Genomic DNA, 17,062 nt, shown 5'->3' on the forward strand with positions numbered 1-17,062 from the left:
GGGTTTGATCAACTATTACGGAAAATTCTATAGCACTAAGTTGAAAGACTTTTTGCGTAGGGTCAACTCAAAGCTGGCCAACTGGGCAATCAGGAAATACAAAGGGTTAAGGGTTAGTTTGACCAGTGCGATGAAATGGATAAGGCGTTTACATAAACGAAAGCCAAACTTATTTGCACATTGGACATTTGGCTCGAAACCTACTATGGAGTTACGATAATAAGAGCCGTATGATGGGAGACCATCACGTACGGTTCTGTGAGAATCTCAGGTTGAAACACCTGGGTTTACTTGATAAACAGATTAAAAATATATAAGCAAAGCGGGCTGATCATTGATCGGACCGCTTTTTTAGTTTGGAGTTTTCAGTTTGGAGTTCTGGGCGTGCGGTCGTTATGAATCGTAATTGCGAGAAGGCTTTTTCAGCCGACGAAGCAATCTTTATAGCAGGGATCGTTAGCATGAAAGGTTGCTTCGTCGTTCCTTCTCGCAATGACGATCACCGCAATAAATTATCCCTCAGGATGACAATTTATAAACAAAATCCCATATAGCTTTTTACAATCTGCGGAAATCTGCTGATTTGCGGGAACCCTTTTTATACTCCCGCTGATTTAAGATGATAAATGCAGAATCCAGTTGGCAGTCTACAATTAACCAATTTAAACAGTTAACCGATTAACCCACATTATTAAATAATATTCCATGTAATTTTTCCCTTTATAATGTAAAGTGCCTGTATACTTTTTTTACGGATTACGGTATCGCCTTTAAAATTTGGATTTGAAGAACGGAGGATTAGTTTGGTATTATCAGCGTGCTGGAAAATTAGTTTTATGGTACGTAAACTGTTACTATCTTCATCCGTCATCACCACATAAGCTTCGCCCCACTTTAGAATTTCGTAATTGGTAATTTCTTTTATGGCTATAATTTGCGGTTCGTCATTCCCAACTTGATTGGGGATCGTTATGCAAGCGCTTTAAGATTAGCTTCGCTGAGCACTGCGTGGTTCCCGCCTGCGCCTTTCGCATGGACACATCTTTTGGTTTGGGTTTTTATGCGTTTTGCTAACCAACTTTAATAAAGCAAAGGTTTTGCCGAAGAACGTCGTCAATCCCAAGCGGCGGAGAAATCAAAAAAACAGTGCACAAAAGAAAAAATAGCACTACCAAACCTTAAACGCAGTGGTTTTGTGTTCATAAACACTGCTTCAAAATGTGTTACGAAAATTGAACACAAACCCCGAAGGGCTCAATCAGCCCAAAGAAAACACAAACAAAAACTGATTAAACGAAGTGCCGCTGTTTTTTTGATGTGCTTGGATTGTGCTGAGCCGCCTTGCTGGATTGACAAAGCGCTTTGGGTACTTTGGCGCTCTAAAGTACCATGCCCCGCGGCAAAGAGCGAAAAAAATGACATTTGTGCCTTCTTAAGGAATCAAGGCCAGTTAATAGCAGGAAAGATGCTGAAATAAATTTACTTCGTAGCTTTCCGCTGTGCTACAGGTCAGCAGGACGATCGCCTTACGCAAAGAAACTAAAAACAAATCTAGATTAAAAAGATGTGTCCATACAATAGGCCTGCGCCGGAAAGACGACCACTCTATTGGAGTCTGTCATTGATAGAGATTAATTCATGGGATGAATCAATATAAAAACGTTTTTAAATGCTTTAAAGCACATGCAGGTTAATCACTGCTATTGCTCATGAACTCGCTCGGGCTTTTGCCGAAATGTTTTTTAAACGCTGAACTAAAATATTTCCGATCATTAAAACCTACTAAATAAGCAATTTCGGCAATATTGCCTGAACCTTGCTTAAGTAATTGGGCTGCTCTTTTTATCCGCAATGATTTAATAAAGTCGTTTACCGAAAGGTCGGTCAGTGCCCTTATTTTTTTGTACAATACAGGTTGGCTCATGCCAATTTCTGATGCCAGGCTAGGTACATCAAAATCAGAATCGGCAATCCGGTCTTCGATAATCTGGATAATTTTATTCAAAAAGTTTTGCTCTGTGGTGTTAATCACCATGTTTTTAGGCTCGAGCGTAATTACCTGCGCAAACTTTTGTTTAATGGTTTCTCTGGCGTTTAACAGGTTCTGGATGTTTAGTTCGAGTATTTTTAGGTTAAAAGGCTTCATGATGTAAGCATCGGCACCGTTTTCGAAACCGTTTACCTGGTGCACATAAGCAGATCTTGCCGTTAATAAAACCACAGGGATGTGGCTGGTTCTTTCATCGGTTTTAAGTTTCCGGCATAATTCTAAGCCATCCATTACAGGCATCATTACATCACTGATAATTAAATCAGGAATCAGATCTAAAGCACAGTCTAGCCCGGTAGCCCCATTTTCGCGTTCATAAATCTGGTATGAGGGGCTTAAAGCCTGTTTAATAAAGGTTCTTACATCTTCGTTATCTTCTACGAGTAAGATGCTGTTTTTTCTTTTTTTCGCCAAGTCATCTGGTAGTGCATCATCTCCCTTAAACTGTTCGGTTACCTGCGTTGCGCTAAGGTTATAATTTAAGGCATCGTCGTAATAAACATAGTCGGGAATAAAATCGGATGGATTAAAATGTACTTTCCCTATTTTTAAACTTACTGTGAACACCGTATCGCCAAAGGCCTTGTCGTTTTTAGGTACGCTTTCGAAACTGATCTGTCCATGGTGCAGTTCTACAATGCTTTTAGAGAACGATAAGCCCAAACCCGTACCAATAGTTGTAGTGGCATTGGCCTGATAAAAACTGGTGAATAAACTGGCCTGGTTTTCTAAAGGAATACCCTTACCGTTATCGCAGATCTTTATGTTAACCAATTGTTTTTCTGTTTCTATTTTTAGGCTAATTTTTCCGTTTGCAGGTGTAAACTTAAAGGCATTGGAAAGCAGGTTGAAGAGTACTTTTTCCATTTGAACTTTATCAAAATAAAGCTCAATTTCTGCTTGTGCGGTTTCAAACCGGTAATCGATGTTTTTAGAAATGGCCATGTTCTGAAAAGCCAGAAATATTTCCCTGCAGAATTTTACCACATCGCCAGGACTTACATGTAGTGCCATTTTTCCGCTTTCGGCCTTTCTAAAATCGAGCAGTTCGGTCACCAGGTTCATTAAACGGTCGGCGTTATTTTTTATGGGTTGCAGATCCCGGTGCAGGGCAGGATCATCTTTTGCGTTTTCGATCAATTTATCCAACGGGCCAACAATGAGGCTTAAGGGTGTGCGGATTTCGTGAGAAATATTGGTGAAAAACTCAAGCTTGTGCTCGTTAATCTCTTTTTCTTTTTTAAGTACAGCTTTTATTAATAAATAGCGTATAAATACAAAAGAAATAGCTGCAAAAACGAAGAAATAAAACAGATAGGCCCACCAGGTTCTGTAAAAAGGTGGATTCACTGTAATGCTGATCTTGCGTATATTGGCGCTCGGAACGCCATCATTATTAACTCCTCTAACCATAAAAGTGTAGTTGCCCGGAGGAAGGTTGGTATAAGCAGCCGAGGGGATATCTACATCGTTCCAGTTTTTTTCGAAACCGTCTAATTTATAGGCATAACGGTTCTTTTCTGGTTTAATAAAGTTTAAAAGCGCAAAATTTAAACTAAATGTATTCTGGTGGTTCGAAAAAACGAGTTTATCTTTTAGGCCAATGTTCTGATCGAGCAGTCCGTCTTCAGCATTGATTTTTACCGCCTTGTTATCGACTTTTAAATCTGTTATTACAAGTGTTGCTGCCTTGTTATTGGTTTGTATGCGGTTGGGGTAAAAGCTTATAAAACCGTTGTATCCGCCAAAGAACATTTCGCCATTGGCACTTTTAAAAAAGGCATTGGCATTAAATTCGTTGCCGGGAAGCCCATCTGCAATGGTATAGTTTTTAAAAGTTTTATTCTTTCTGTTAAACATCGATAGGCCGTTGGCCGTACTTACCCAAAGGTTGCCTTTGTCATCTTCCAAAACACCAAGAACATTATCGTTTGGCAAACCATTTTTCACGGTATAGCTAATTACCTTATTGGTTTTTTGATCATAGCGGATGAGGCCGTTGTTATAAGTGCAGATATAGACCTCTTTATTCGTTGTTTCTGTAATGCCGTTTACATAATAATTTAATGGTCTTTTGGTTTTGGTATCGCACAAGGTGTAAAACTCTTTTTTATCAATATCGTAGATGCAAAGGCCGCTTGTGGTTCCGAAGTAAACGCGATCGGTAACCATTAAAGCTTTAACTACTGCCGATTTGGATAAAGTGTTCGGCAGATTGAAGTCGTAAAATCTTGTTTTCTCAGGGTTGGTGATCTTAATGCCATTGCGTTGGGTGGCTACATATAGGCGGTGGTTCAGGTCTTCAGCTACTGCCGTAACCTCATCGGGCACATCTTCGGGATGCCTGCTGAAATTGAAACTGTTAAATGTGCGGGTTTTGCTGTTGTAAACATTAAGTCCGCCCGAATGTGTGCCTATCCAAAGTTTGCCAGTCTCATCCAATATTATTTTTTTGATCAGGTTCGATTTTATGGAATTGCTGCGGCCATCATTTTTAAAGGCCGTGAAATTATTTGTCGATCTGTTAAAGTAATTTAGTCCGCCTCCTTCAGTACCGATCCAAATATTTTTATTTTCATCTTCAGCAAAAGCACTTACCACATTGTTATTGATACTTGAAGTATTTTTGTTTGTGCTGTAAATGTTAAATGCCGTTGTATATGGATAGTTAATGTTAATGCCTCCGAAATAAGTACCTACCCAAATAGAACCATTCTGATCTTTGTACAGTCGGTGTACCGAATTCTGGCTCAGGCTTTTTTTATTGTCGGGGTCGTACTGCAGGTTTACACATTTGAAATTCTGGGTGTTCATTACACTAATCCCATCCAGGGTGCCAATCCAAAGCTTGCCTGCATCATCTAAAACCATGGTACGGATGGTGTTGTTTACAAGCGAATTCTTTTGAGCATCTGAGTGCTTAAAGTTTTTAAAAGTTTTTGTAGCAGGAAAGAAGAGGTTTAAACCATTATCCTGCGTACTTACCCAAAGATTGTTTTGGGCATCTTCAATTATCCCGGTAATATAATTTTCGCTGATATCGCCCGGTTTACCCTGGTTCTTGAAAACGGTTGTTTGGTAAGATCCATTTTTTAAGGTCATCTTTACTAAACCAGCAGATGTTCCGATCCAGATATTTCCTTCATGATCCTGTTTTACAGTTCTGATGTTACGGTATATTGCATCCTTAAAAAAAACTTTAATCTTCGAAGGTTCTCCATTAACGAGAAGATTTAATCCGTTTAGGGTGCCGATCCAGATGTTTCCTTTTTTATCTTCTGTAATAGAGTTGATAATATTGTTGCTAAGCCCTTTTGGACTGGCCGTAATGCGTTCGAAATTATCTGTTTTTTCGTTATACTTATTTAAACCTATATCGGTGCCCGCCCATAAATTTTGATGCGAATCGGATAAAAGACTCACAACATAATTACGCGATATGGAAAGGGAATCGGTATTTGAATATTGATAAACTTTAATGTTATAACCATCATACCGGTTTAGGCCATTACGGGTGCCAAACCACATAAATCCTTTTTTATCCTGGCAGATAGCCAATACAGAAGTTTGCGATAAACCTTGTTCTACCCCAAGGTGATCGAACTGAATGGGTTGTTGGCATCTGACTGTTGTTACAGATCCTAAAAACAGGGTTGCGCAAAGCAAATATTTCAGGAAAGCTGTAGGCATGGGATAATTGGTTATAGTGGTTATTGGCAATCTAAATTATGGTTTAAAAGCATTTTTGCCAAATATTTAGAAAATTACCCCTAAATGTTTAGAAAATTACCCCCCTTAAAAAGATACTAAGCCATAAGTTTGTTCAATAGGTAGCGGTTTTTAAAATGCCTTATCTGATAACAAACAACTAATAACCAATTAAACCAAATAATTATGAGTAAACTCTACATCAAAGGGAGAACGTGCATGCCCATGCAGGTATATCTTTTTCCTAAGCTTTTATTATTACTCACCATCTTATTGCTCACCAGTTTAAATGTTTTTGCCCAGAGTAAAATCATTATTGGCGTAGTTACTGATGAAAGTAAACAAACTGTTCCTGGTGTATCTGTTTCAGTGAAAGGGAGTAAAATAACTACGCAAACAGACGCTGATGGTAGATTTAAAATTCAGGCCCTGGCAACAGATCAATTGGTATTTAACTATGTAGGCTATGCTTCACAATCTGTGAATGTAGGTGCACGCACAACGGTTAATGTGGTATTGAAATCTTCTATCACCGGATTAAGTGATGTAGTCGTAGTAGGTTATGGAACCACTAAAAGAGCAGATCTTACAGGTGCTGTTGGATCGGTAAATATGAAAGACCTAGAACAGGCGCCAGTTAAATCATTCGATCAGGCTTTGGCCGGACGTGTAGCAGGCGTACAGGTATCTACCAGTGATGGCCAACCTGGCGCAACAGCAAACATTGTAATCCGTGGTGCCGGATCGATCTCTCAAGATAACGCTCCACTTTACGTGATCGATGGCTTTCCATCAGAGGATGCCAATGCGAATTCCATCAACCCATCTGATATTGAAAGCATAGATGTATTAAAGGATGCTTCGGCAACTGCAATTTACGGTGCACGTGGATCGAACGGTGTGGTATTGATTACCACTAAGAGAGGTAAGGCAGGTAAACCACAACTGAGCTACAATGCCTATTACGGTGCCCAAAAATCGCCCGATAAAATTCCGGTGATGAACGCTTTCGAGTTTGTGAAATATGTTAAAGAACTGAATTCGGTTTTTGCCGATTCTGTATATTTAAAAAATGGTGTTACCATAAATGATTATCAGAATGTATCAAGCCTGGATATGCAGGATTATGTTTTTCAGAACGGGCAGAACCAGAACCATGATATTGCCTTAAGAGGTGGAAACGATAAAACAACCTACTCCATTTCCGGTAACTACAACAACCAGAAGGGGATTGTAAAATTTAGTGGCTTTAAACGTTACCAAGGTCGTTTTGTGCTCGATCAGACGATTACCGATAAATTAAAAGCTGGGGTAAACGTAAATTACGCCTACAGCGAAACTTTTGGAACACCGATCTCTGCAACCAATTTTTATGCATCTTCGGTATTGTTGTATTCGGTTTGGGGGTACCGCCCGGCTGCTGCGCTTTCGGGGAGAGATCAGAATACGGACCTGCTTGATTCGTTTTACGACCCTACCAACGAACTGGCAAATAACCAGGATTACCGCGTAAACCCCTTAATTAGTTTAGAAAACCAAAAAACCATGTATAAAGCCACTACTATGGTAGCCAATGGTTATGCTGAATATGCTTTTACGCCAAAATTAAAACTCAGAGTAGCTGCAGGGATTACCAATGCAAATACTGAAACGAATATTTTTAATAGCTCTTTAACCCAATCGGGCAGTAAATGGAATGCTTCAGGGCCAAACGGAACTTACGCTACCAGTCCGGCTTTTAACTGGTTAAATGATAATACCTTAACGTATAAAAATACTTTCAATAAAAACCATCACCTAACCGTTTTGGCTGGTTACGCTGCACAGCGGAGTAAAAGTTCTTACCGGTCGATTTACGCTTCACAGATTACCAACGAAAGCCTTGGTATCGATGCATTGGATTTAGTACCAGCAGCGAACACGGTTGTAAACTCACGAAGTTCGGTTTGGACACTACAATCTTTCCTGGGCAGGTTGAATTATGATTTTAAAGGCAAATACTTGTTAACGGCCAGTTTCAGGGCAGATGGATCGTCGAAATTTGCGCCTGGCAAGCGTTGGGGTTATTTCCCTTCGGCATCTGCCGGATGGCGTTTCAGCCAGGAATCTTTCTTAAAGGATGCAACCTGGTTATCTGATGGTAAACTGCGTATCGGTTATGGCGAATCTGGAAATAACAGGGTAGGTGATTTTGCTTATTTGCCACAGTTAAACTTGGGCAATACACAATATTGGTATTCGTTTAATGGCAAACCGGTGGCCATTGGTTCGGTGATTACCGCCGCAGGGAATTACGATTTGCAATGGGAAACCAATACACAAACCAATATTGGTTTAGATCTGAGCTTTTTTAAAAACCGTTTGGGCTTAACCGCTGATATTTATAAAAGGGTAACCAACGATTTATTGCTGAATGCCCAGTTACCTTACGCAAGCGGTGTACAGAGTGGAACCGGATTTAAAAACATAGGAAGTTTAGAAAACCGCGGTTTAGAGATTACCTTGAACAGTACGAATATCCAGACCAAAAATTTCCGCTGGACGAGTAACTTCAATATCAGCTTTAACAAAAACAAAATTTTAGAATTAACCGAAGGACAAAACTCGCTGCTTGCCGGTGCTGGAACGTTTTTTAATACCACCTACACCAGTTTATCGCCATATATCTCTGTAAAAGGCCGTTCGGTTGGGGAGATGTACGGGCTGATTTTTGATGGCGTTTATCAGTATAGCGATTTCGATAAAATGCCAAATGGTTCATTTTTGCTTAAACCAAATGTTACCACCAATGGTTCTACCAGGGCATCGATACAGCCAGGTGATATCAAATACAAAGATTTAAATGGCGATTTGGTGGTCAACAATAACGATTATACCATTATCGGTCGTGGTTTGCCGATTCATACCGGCGGTTTTAGCAATAATTTCAGCTATAAAAACTGGGATTTAGGGGTTTTCTTACAATGGTCGTACGGCAACAATATCATCAATGCCAACCGTTATGTTTTTGAAGGCGGTATCGTAACCAATCCAAACCTGAACCAGTATGCTTCCTTCCAAAACCGTTGGACACCAACTAATCAAAACAATGATGTGTTTAGAGCCGGTGGAATGGCTGCGGCAAATTACTCATCACGCGTAGTAGAAGATGGATCTTACCTGCGTTTGAAAACCGTTCAGCTGGGTTATAATTTCTCTAATAAAATCCTCAAGAGCATCGGCATGTCGAAACTACGCTTAAATGCGTCGGCCCAAAACCTGTTAACACTTACCGGTTACTCTGGGCTGGATCCGGAGGCATCGTCGAGGCCGAGCAACCTAACCCCCGGGTTTGATTATGGAACCTATCCGCAATCTTTCACGGTAACCTTTGGTTTAAACGCAACATTTTAATCACCATTAAAAGATAAGATAATGAAAAATAAATATATACTGGCTCTTTTATTTGTGATGGGATTGACATCATCATGCAAAAAATTCTTAGATACCGAGCCAACAGATTTCTATAGCCCATCTAATTATTACGAAACGGCCAATCAATTGCAGGTAGCACTTAATGGCATTTACAGCAATATGATGTATGAGCGGATGTACGGGCAGGTTTTGAATTTTAATTTTGTAAGCGCAACAGATGAAATGTTGCCCAACAGACCTGTAAACGGTGAGGCACGTGGACTTTATTATTCGTACGATGCCGGTCATGCCTATGTGGCTGATGTTTGGCGTTGGCCATATCTGGGAATCAACAACGCCAATGTGCTGATCGATAATATCAATAAACCAACGATGGATGAAAAACAGCGTGGTTATATTAAAGGCCAGGCCTTGTTTTTAAGGGCGTACAATTATTTTATACTCACCACCAATTTTGGCGAGGTTCCAATTATTCTGCACAGTCCGGGAATTGCCGAAACCAATATTCCAGCATCATCGCAGGCAGCGGTTTACGCGCAAATTGTAGCTGATTTAAAAGAGGCTGAAACCTTGTTGCAGGGCAGAACTGCTACCGGTTTGGGTTATAATGATCAGGTAACCATTACTGCTGTACAGGCCATGTTGGCACGTGTTTACCTGTACTGGGCAGGTTATCCAACAAACGATGCTACTAAATATGCCGATGCAGTGGCATATGCCGATAAAGTAATTAATTCGGGATTACATGGTTTAAATCCAGATTATAAGCAGGTTTTTATCAACTTGTGTCAGGATAAATATGATGTGAAAGAAGATATTTTAGAATGGGGATCTGCAGGTGCTGCTGCGGGTGTAACCAATAAAACAGGTAACGATATCGGGAACTTTGTAGGTATCCAATCGGCAATACTTAATGTCAACGGAGCTTTCAATCCCGCTTCTTATGCGGCGGCTGGTTGGGTGCAGACCACTAAAAAATTATTTGATAGTTATGAAGTTGAGCCAAGTAGTACACTGGTGAACAAAGCATCGTTAGATACCAGAAGAGACTGGAACTGTGCCGATTTCATCTGGACGATAAACAACGCAACTGTTACAAGGATTAAAACAGATAAGCCAAACCCATGGCAAATGATGTGCGGGAAATTCCGCCGCGAATACTGCCCTGAAGCCTCAAGGAATCTTGGTACTTATAATATCAATTGGCCTGTAATCCGTTATTCTGATGTGCTGTTGATGAAAGCAGAGGCCGAAAATCAGGTTAATGGCCCAACAGCTGCAGCTTATGATGCCATTAACCAGGTAAGGAAAAGAGCTTATGGAACCACGTATGGCAATATTGTGAAAAATATTACGGTAGTAACTGGTGGTTCTGGTTATAGTGCTGCCAATCCTCCTGTGGTTACCATCAGCGGTGGCGGCGGGGCGGGTGCTACAGCAGTTGCTGTGGTTTCTACTGCCGGAGTAGTTACCGGAATTAAACTAACCAGCAGAGGGAATTTAACTGCTGCGGGACCTTATTTTACCACTGCACCAATGGTAACTATTGCAGCGCCAACTACCGGTGTAACTGCTACAGCTACTGCAACTATTACCAGTGGTAACGAATACCTGTTAACACCGGGCTTAAACAAAGCTGATTTTCAATTGGCCATAAGAGATGAGCGCATGCGCGAATTATGCTTTGAAGCTTACCGCAAAGCCGATCTTATCCGCTGGGGAAATTTTGTAGGTGATATGCAGGCTTTTGCCAACTATGCAACCGCTAACGGCGTTTCGGCAACAACTGGAAATGCAATCGGTTATAGCGGAATTACCGGGATTACCCAGCGACATGTACTGCTCCCAAAACCAACCTACGAGTTAAACTTAAATAAAGCTTTGGTTCAAAACCCAGGATATTAATTAACCTCAAAATGGAAATAAAGATGAAATATCTATTCAATATATGCTTGCTTGCAGGTTTGATTTTTACAGCCTGTAAAAAAGACCTCACAACCGATGCCCCAACTGCAGGCATTAACCTTGTAAATGCACGTTCTACCATTGGCGATACACTTGTTTTTAAACTGGGCGATACCTGTAGGTTTGCGTTTGATGGTTATGCTGATAACATTGCATTCTGGGCAGGTACCGTTGGCAATAAATACGAATACCGCGATAGGGCAATGGCATTGGGCACGCCTACCTTATCTTTTACCAGTACTGCCCAGTTTGGTACGCAAACCAATACCTTACAGGTTTTAGCTACCAATAAACTGCCCTCGAGAGATTCGACAACTGTTGTAAATGCAGCCTGGACAAACATTACCGCCCGTACCCCTTTGGCTACAAGTGCTACGGCTGTAAACACAGGTAATGTTAATCTGTCTGATCTGGTAAGTGGAGCAAACGATTCGCTTTTTATTGCTTTTCAGTATTCGGGAGTAACAGGCTCAACACAAAGAACCTGGACCATTACCAACTATACGGTAAACAATGTATTGAGCGATTATACCTATAATTTGGCCTCTCTGGTTAATGATAATGCATATTGGACCAGCTATGGAAACGTTTGGACACCTGCCAGTGCAAGATGGGTGCCTACAACAACAGCCCTTACCATTGTGGGAGGCACAGCCACCGCTCCCACAAATACCAGTTGGATTGTGAGCAAAGCATTATATGTAGGGCGTGTTTCACCTGATATTTCTACTGCTACGGTAAAAAATATTACGGCATCGGCAACTAAAGCCTATACTTATAAATACCTGGCTGCAGGCAAATACAAGGCTACTTTTGTTTCTTACAATGTTAATCCTAATGAAAATAAAACAGCCGTCAAAGAATTTAATATTAAAGTAATCCAGTAAGCAAAGCCGAGATAAAAATGATTGTTAGCATAAACTATAGAAGATTAAAAATACCATTAGCAACATGTTTCTTGTGTTTTACTACATTTTTTGCGGTGGCGCAGGAAGAGCCTTATGCTGTAATTATGAGCCGCATCAATCTGGACTTGCAGCTTGGCGTAAACGATGGTGTGTTGCTAAAGCGGATAAACAAGAATATGACATCGTTAAATGCAGATGGAAGTTGGGCAGATATCAATTATGCCGATGTGCAGTACGAGCCTTTAAAAAGGGTTAAGGATATGGCAACAGCTTATATCCGTCCATCAAATAAGCTTTATAATAACACGGAGCTCCATAGTGCCATTGTCAAGTCTCTACAGAACTGGTTGGATAAAAACCCGAAGAACAAAAACTGGTGGTACAATGATATTTTTTATCCACAGGCTATTGGGGAGACACTAATATTGATGCGCAATGCCAAAACCGGGCTTCCTGCAACGCTAGAAAATGCGTTGGTTAAAAGGATGATCAGAAGATTGAGGGCCGGAGATGGTGCCAACACCTCTGATGAAGCATTACATTATTTATATCGGGCCTGTTTAACCAAAAATAAGGCAACCTTAGATTCTGCTGCGAAGTACCTGTTCGAACCTATTGCCATAACCGATGGAAAAGAAGGCGTTCAGGTGGATGGCAGTTATTACCAGCACGGAAAACAACAGGCCATTGCAAGTTATGGAAGGGTATTTGCCGGGAATTCGGTTAATGCGGCATTCTATTTAAGAGCAACTGAATATGCTTTGCCGAAAGATCAATTGGCTATTTTGGTCAATTACCTTAAAAATACCTTTTTAAAAACGGTAAGGGGGGCATTCTATGATTTTAATGTGCGTGGCCGCGGGATCAGCCGTAAAGATTCTTTAAGCAGCGGCATGGGCGGTATGGTAAATAAAATTAAACTTTTCGATCCTGAAAATGCCGCATATTGGGATGCTTCCGTTAAACGGACCTCAGGAGTGGAATTACCCAGCTATAAAATTATACCTACCCATAACCAGTTTTGGAAAAGCGGGTATACACTGCACCTCCGCCCCGCTTATACCTTTACTGTGCAAACCGCATCGACGAGAACTTTACGGACAGAACGCGGCAACAACGAAAACATATTGGGGAAATTTCTCCCCGATGGGGCAACCAATATTCAGCGTAGCGGATCAGAATATGCCAACCTGATGCCCGTTTGGGAATGGGATAAAATTCCGGGAACCACCAGCAGAGATTATCCTGATGATAAAGGCACAACAGTATTAAAGGAATGGGGAATTCCGGGTACAACCAAATTTGTTGGGGGAGTTAGTGATGGCATTTATGGCGTTTCGTGTTACGATTTAAATTACGACAGCGTTCAGGCCAAAAAGGCCTGGTTCTTTTTTGATCAGGAAGTGGTGTGCCTGGGTGCTGGAATTAAGAGTGGTACAAAAGAAAATATTACCACAACAATCAATCAGGCCTGGTTAAGGGGCTATTTGGCTTCTTCAAATGGAGCACATGCCAATGCTAAAAGCGGGCACTGGGCAGTTCATGATAGTATTGGGTATATTTTTCCCCGGGGTGGGAATTTAGAAATCAGCAGCAAATCACAAACCGGAAATTGGTACCGCATCAATCATTTTCAAAGCAAAAACGAATTATCGCATAAGGTATTTAAAATCTGGTTAAATCATGGTAAAAATCCTCAGAATGCCAGCTATCAGTATGTTGTTGTGCCGGGAATTGACGCTGCGGGTTTAAAAAAATACAACCAGTCGATGATACAGGTATTAAGAAATACGGATGAACTGCAGGCTGTAAAACATACCGGACTGGACATGTTGCAGGCCGTTTTTTATAAAGCGGGAACACTGGCTGCCAATGGCCTTTCGCTTCAGGTAGATCAGCCGTGTACGGTTTACATTAAAGATTTAAATGGTAAAAGCCCTACGCTATATATCGCAGATCCCGCACAGGAAAATGCAACAATAACAGTGTTGTTAAAGCTGCCAGGATTATCGAAACCCAAAAGTATAGATTGTAATCTGCCAGCCGGTGCCTTTGCAGGTGCCACGGCGAATTTTAAAATTAAAGAATAATACACACAGACTATTAAATTATGAAAAAAATCAATTTCGCTGCCGCATTGCTAATGCTTGGCAGTTCAGTTTCATTTGCGCAGACCGAGAAAAAGCCGATGGCCCAATTAATTAACGATGAATTTAAATTCGCCGTCGATCAATATAAAGTGCTGGGTAAAAATATCCCTGAAGGGAAAACACCCCAGACTTTCGAAAAAGGAAAACCCGTAAATTACGATATCAAATGGTGGTGCAGTGGTTTTTATTCGGGTAGTTTGTGGTATATATACGAACAGACCAAAAATGCAGAGATCAAACAAGAGGCTGAGAAAGCCTTAAAGGTAATAGAACCAAACCAGACCTATACCGGAAACCACGATTTGGGCTTTATGATGTATTGCAGCTTTGGTAATGCTTACCGTTTAACCGGCAAGCCAGAATATAAGGCCGTAATTCAGCGTTCAGCAGAATCTTTGGCTACGCGTTACCGCCCTATTGTAAAATCTATCCAATCGTGGAATAAAAGCAAATTATGGGAATGCCCCGTAATTATTGATAATATGATGAACCTGGAAATGATGAACTGGGTGAGTGATAATGGAGGTGATAAAAAGTATAAAGAAATCTCGGTTATACATGCTAATACTGCTTTAAAAAACCATTTCCGCCCAGATTTCAGTTCTTTCCACGTGGTCGATTATAATCCTGAAACCGGAGCAATAATCAGGAAGGCGACCTGGCAAGGCGCCGCAAACTGTTCGGCATGGTCGCGTGGGCAGGGCTGGGCTTTGTATGGCTATACTATGATGTACCGTTTCACCAAAGATCCGGTTTATTTAAAACAGGCAAAAGGTATTGCACACTTTATATTGAACCATCCAAATTTACCTGCAGATAAAATTCCTTTCTGGGATTTCGACGCACAGGGGATTCCCTTTGCCAAACGCGATGCTTCTGCAGGTGCACTGATGGCTTCGGCATTGTTAGAGCTTGGTCAATATACGTCTGGAAGCGAAAAAACAGCATTCAAATCTGCTGCCGAAACCATGATCTATTCGCTTTCGAGCAGTGCTTACCATGCTAAATTAGGCGAAAACGGTGGCTTTTTGTTGATGCACAGCACAGGCGCTTACCCATTAAACAGCGAAATAGATGTACCTTTAATTTATGCCGATTATTATTATTTGGAAGCATTGGCCAGGTATAAAAAATGGTATTTGTAGAAATTTATTAAACATGTTTTTTGGCAAAAGTAGTCTCAGACGCTTATTTAGTTCTTTGTTTTTATGGAAATGAACGCTCAGTGACGCTTCTGGAACAGCAGTCCCGTTATCCGCTTTATCCCGATAGAAACCTGTGAAACAAGCAAGCACACCAAAAGGTAATATAAACCGGTGCTTAAATCGGGATGCACGCTACTACCGGGTTTATGAACAGTGGTTTGTGCAAAGGCTGCCAAAAATTAATGTTTGTTGGTTAAGCAATTCACCGATAATAGTAATGCCTGCCGTGCCACCTAGACCCGATTGGAGTGGACACGAGCCCGATTTTTCATCGGGAGAAGTAAAACGGAAAGCGGGAAGAAATCTGAATAGTAGCACAGAAACCCGCTCTCCAAATAATTAAAAATAACCAGAGTGAGCCACCACAATCACATATATAATGATAATGAAATATAAATTTATTTTTTCTGCCCTGCTGATTTTTTCGCAGTTGGCGAACGCACAAAAGAAGCCTACAACAGGTGCCGAAGACCGTGCTTTTTGGGTTAAAACCTTAAACCGCATTGCCTATCCGGTGATCCATAACCTGGCCAATGAAACCCTAAAAAAGAACATGCCATTGGAAAAAGCCCCTGGATATGGCTTAAATGCGGCTAAAGTTACCTATCTGGAAGCTTTAGGTCGTACCATTGCAGGTGTTGCACCATGGTTGGCTTTGCCCGATGACAACTCTGCAGAAGGTAAACTTAGAAAAACCATGCGTACCGAGCTTTTAAAAGCTTTGGCCAATTCGGTAAATCCTGCAAGTCCTGATTACATCAGTTACCGCTCCGAAAGTCAGCCTATTGTTGATGCTGCTTATGTTGCACATGCTTTTTTGCGTGCGCCAAAAGCACTCTGGGAGCCACTTGATGAAGTCACCAAAAAAAGATTTATAGAAGAATTTAAATCGCTGCGTACAAGAAGTGGCGCCTATAATAACTGGTTATTGTTTTCGGGCTTAACTGAAGGATTTTTATTGAGCATTGGTGAACAGTACGATCCTGCCCGTGTTCAATTCTCGATCAATAAAATGAAGGAATGGTACGTAGGCGATAGCTGGTACAGTGATGGTGAAAAATTTAGCATGGATTATTACAATTCATATGTGATCCACCCTATGCTGGTTGATCTTTTAAAGGCATTGGTCGATAAGAAAAGAGCATCTCAGGCCGATTATGATATAGCCTTAAAAAGAATGGTACGTTATTCTGAATATTTAGAACGGATCATTTCACCAGAAGGCACTTATCCTGCCTATGGCCGTTCAATCACTTACCGTACGGCAGCCTTTCAGGCCCTGGCACAAACAGCCTTAATGGAGAAACTGCCCGAATATGTAAAACCATCACAAGTTCGTGGCGGCTTAACCGCTGTAATGCATAAACTATACGATGGAAACCAGAATTTTGATGATAAGGGATGGTTGGTACTGGGTTTTAATGGTCATCAACCAGAAGTGGCTGATACCTATACTTCTACCGGAAGTTTATACATGGCTACCTTAGGCTTTTTAACCTTAGGTTTACCTGCCGACAATAAATTTTGGACAGACGGACCAGCACCATGGACCAGTTTAAAAGCCTGGAGCGGAGAAACCATAAAAAAGGATTATAAAGTTGAGTATTAATACAAATAATAAGTATCGTATAAATATATTTGCGGATAGGATCTGGTATCAGT

At 40.9% G+C, this 17,062-nt stretch carries 9 protein-coding genes; 7 read left to right on the forward strand and 2 right to left on the reverse strand.

The features are described from left to right. Nucleotides 1-220, forward strand: a 220-nt coding sequence (locus tag EYS08_RS25995; RefSeq protein ID WP_394343100.1) for a group II intron maturase-specific domain-containing protein, incomplete at its 5' end; no start/stop codon positions are given. Nucleotides 221-691: 471 nt separating this feature from the next. Here EYS08_RS25995 and EYS08_RS02680 read toward each other — a convergent pair. Together EYS08_RS02680 and EYS08_RS02685 are read right to left on the reverse strand one after the other, a co-directional pair. Then, nucleotides 692-871: a hypothetical protein gene (locus EYS08_RS02680; protein WP_131028315.1), complete on the reverse strand. Its 180-nt coding sequence runs from the start codon at nt 869-871 to the stop codon at nt 692-694. An 819-nt stretch (nt 872-1,690) separates the two neighbouring features. Further along, nucleotides 1,691-5,740, reverse strand: coding sequence for a hybrid sensor histidine kinase/response regulator transcription factor (locus EYS08_RS02685; RefSeq protein ID WP_131028316.1), 4,050 nt, complete (start codon nt 5,738-5,740; stop codon nt 1,691-1,693). Between the two features lie 204 nt (nt 5,741-5,944). Between EYS08_RS02685 and EYS08_RS02690 the strand changes: the two genes are divergently transcribed. The 6 genes from EYS08_RS02690 (at nt 5,945) to EYS08_RS02715 (ending at nt 17,009) form a co-directional block, all read left to right on the forward strand. Then, nucleotides 5,945-9,151: a SusC/RagA family TonB-linked outer membrane protein gene (locus tag EYS08_RS02690; protein WP_244215838.1), complete on the forward strand. Its 3,207-nt coding sequence runs from the start codon at nt 5,945-5,947 to the stop codon at nt 9,149-9,151. A 21-nt stretch (nt 9,152-9,172) separates the two neighbouring features. Beyond that, a complete protein-coding gene (locus tag EYS08_RS02695; RefSeq protein ID WP_131028317.1) occupies nt 9,173-11,077 on the forward strand; it encodes a RagB/SusD family nutrient uptake outer membrane protein in 1,905 nt (634 codons plus the stop codon). Between the two features lie 23 nt (nt 11,078-11,100). Further along, nucleotides 11,101-12,024 (forward strand): DUF5017 domain-containing protein, encoded by a 924-nt coding sequence (locus EYS08_RS02700; RefSeq protein WP_165456347.1) that lies wholly within the window; start codon nt 11,101-11,103, stop codon nt 12,022-12,024. A gap of 17 nt (nt 12,025-12,041) precedes the next feature. After that, nucleotides 12,042-14,135 carry a polysaccharide lyase 8 family protein gene (locus tag EYS08_RS02705; RefSeq protein ID WP_131028319.1) on the forward strand — a complete coding sequence of 698 codons (2,094 nt, stop codon included), beginning with the start codon at nt 12,042-12,044 and terminating at the stop codon, nt 14,133-14,135. Nucleotides 14,136-14,155: 20 nt separating this feature from the next. Next, the gene (locus tag EYS08_RS02710; RefSeq protein WP_208745773.1) at nt 14,156-15,340 is read left to right on the forward strand and encodes a glycoside hydrolase family 88 protein; all 1,185 of its coding nucleotides are present in this window, start codon (nt 14,156-14,158) and stop codon (nt 15,338-15,340) included. 445 nt (nt 15,341-15,785) lie between these two features. Beyond that, nucleotides 15,786-17,009, forward strand: a complete 1,224-nt coding sequence (locus EYS08_RS02715) for a DUF2264 domain-containing protein (protein ID WP_208745774.1) — start codon at nt 15,786-15,788, stop codon at nt 17,007-17,009. The last annotated feature ends 53 nt before the right edge of the window (nt 17,010-17,062 follow it).

This window comes from Pedobacter kyonggii (assembly GCF_004310665.1).
GTDB classification, from domain to species: domain Bacteria; phylum Bacteroidota; class Bacteroidia; order Sphingobacteriales; family Sphingobacteriaceae; genus Pedobacter; species Pedobacter kyonggii.

Excerpts from the sequence above, each read along its gene's own strand:
- EYS08_RS02680 (WP_131028315.1), bottom strand. The coding sequence starts at position 871 with ATGACGGATGAAGATAGTAACAGTTTACGTACCATAAAACTAATTTTC.
- EYS08_RS02695 (WP_131028317.1), top strand. The coding sequence starts at position 9,173 with ATGAAAAATAAATATATACTGGCTCTTTTATTTGTGATGGGATTGACA.
- EYS08_RS02700 (WP_165456347.1), top strand. The coding sequence starts at position 11,101 with ATGAAATATCTATTCAATATATGCTTGCTTGCAGGTTTGATTTTTACA.
- EYS08_RS02710 (WP_208745773.1), top strand. The coding sequence starts at position 14,156 with ATGAAAAAAATCAATTTCGCTGCCGCATTGCTAATGCTTGGCAGTTCA.
- EYS08_RS02685 (WP_131028316.1), bottom strand. The coding sequence starts at position 5,740 with ATGCCTACAGCTTTCCTGAAATATTTGCTTTGCGCAACCCTGTTTTTA.
- EYS08_RS02715 (WP_208745774.1), top strand. The coding sequence starts at position 15,786 with ATGAAATATAAATTTATTTTTTCTGCCCTGCTGATTTTTTCGCAGTTG.
- EYS08_RS02705 (WP_131028319.1), top strand. The coding sequence starts at position 12,042 with ATGATTGTTAGCATAAACTATAGAAGATTAAAAATACCATTAGCAACA.
- EYS08_RS02690 (WP_244215838.1), top strand. The coding sequence starts at position 5,945 with ATGAGTAAACTCTACATCAAAGGGAGAACGTGCATGCCCATGCAGGTA.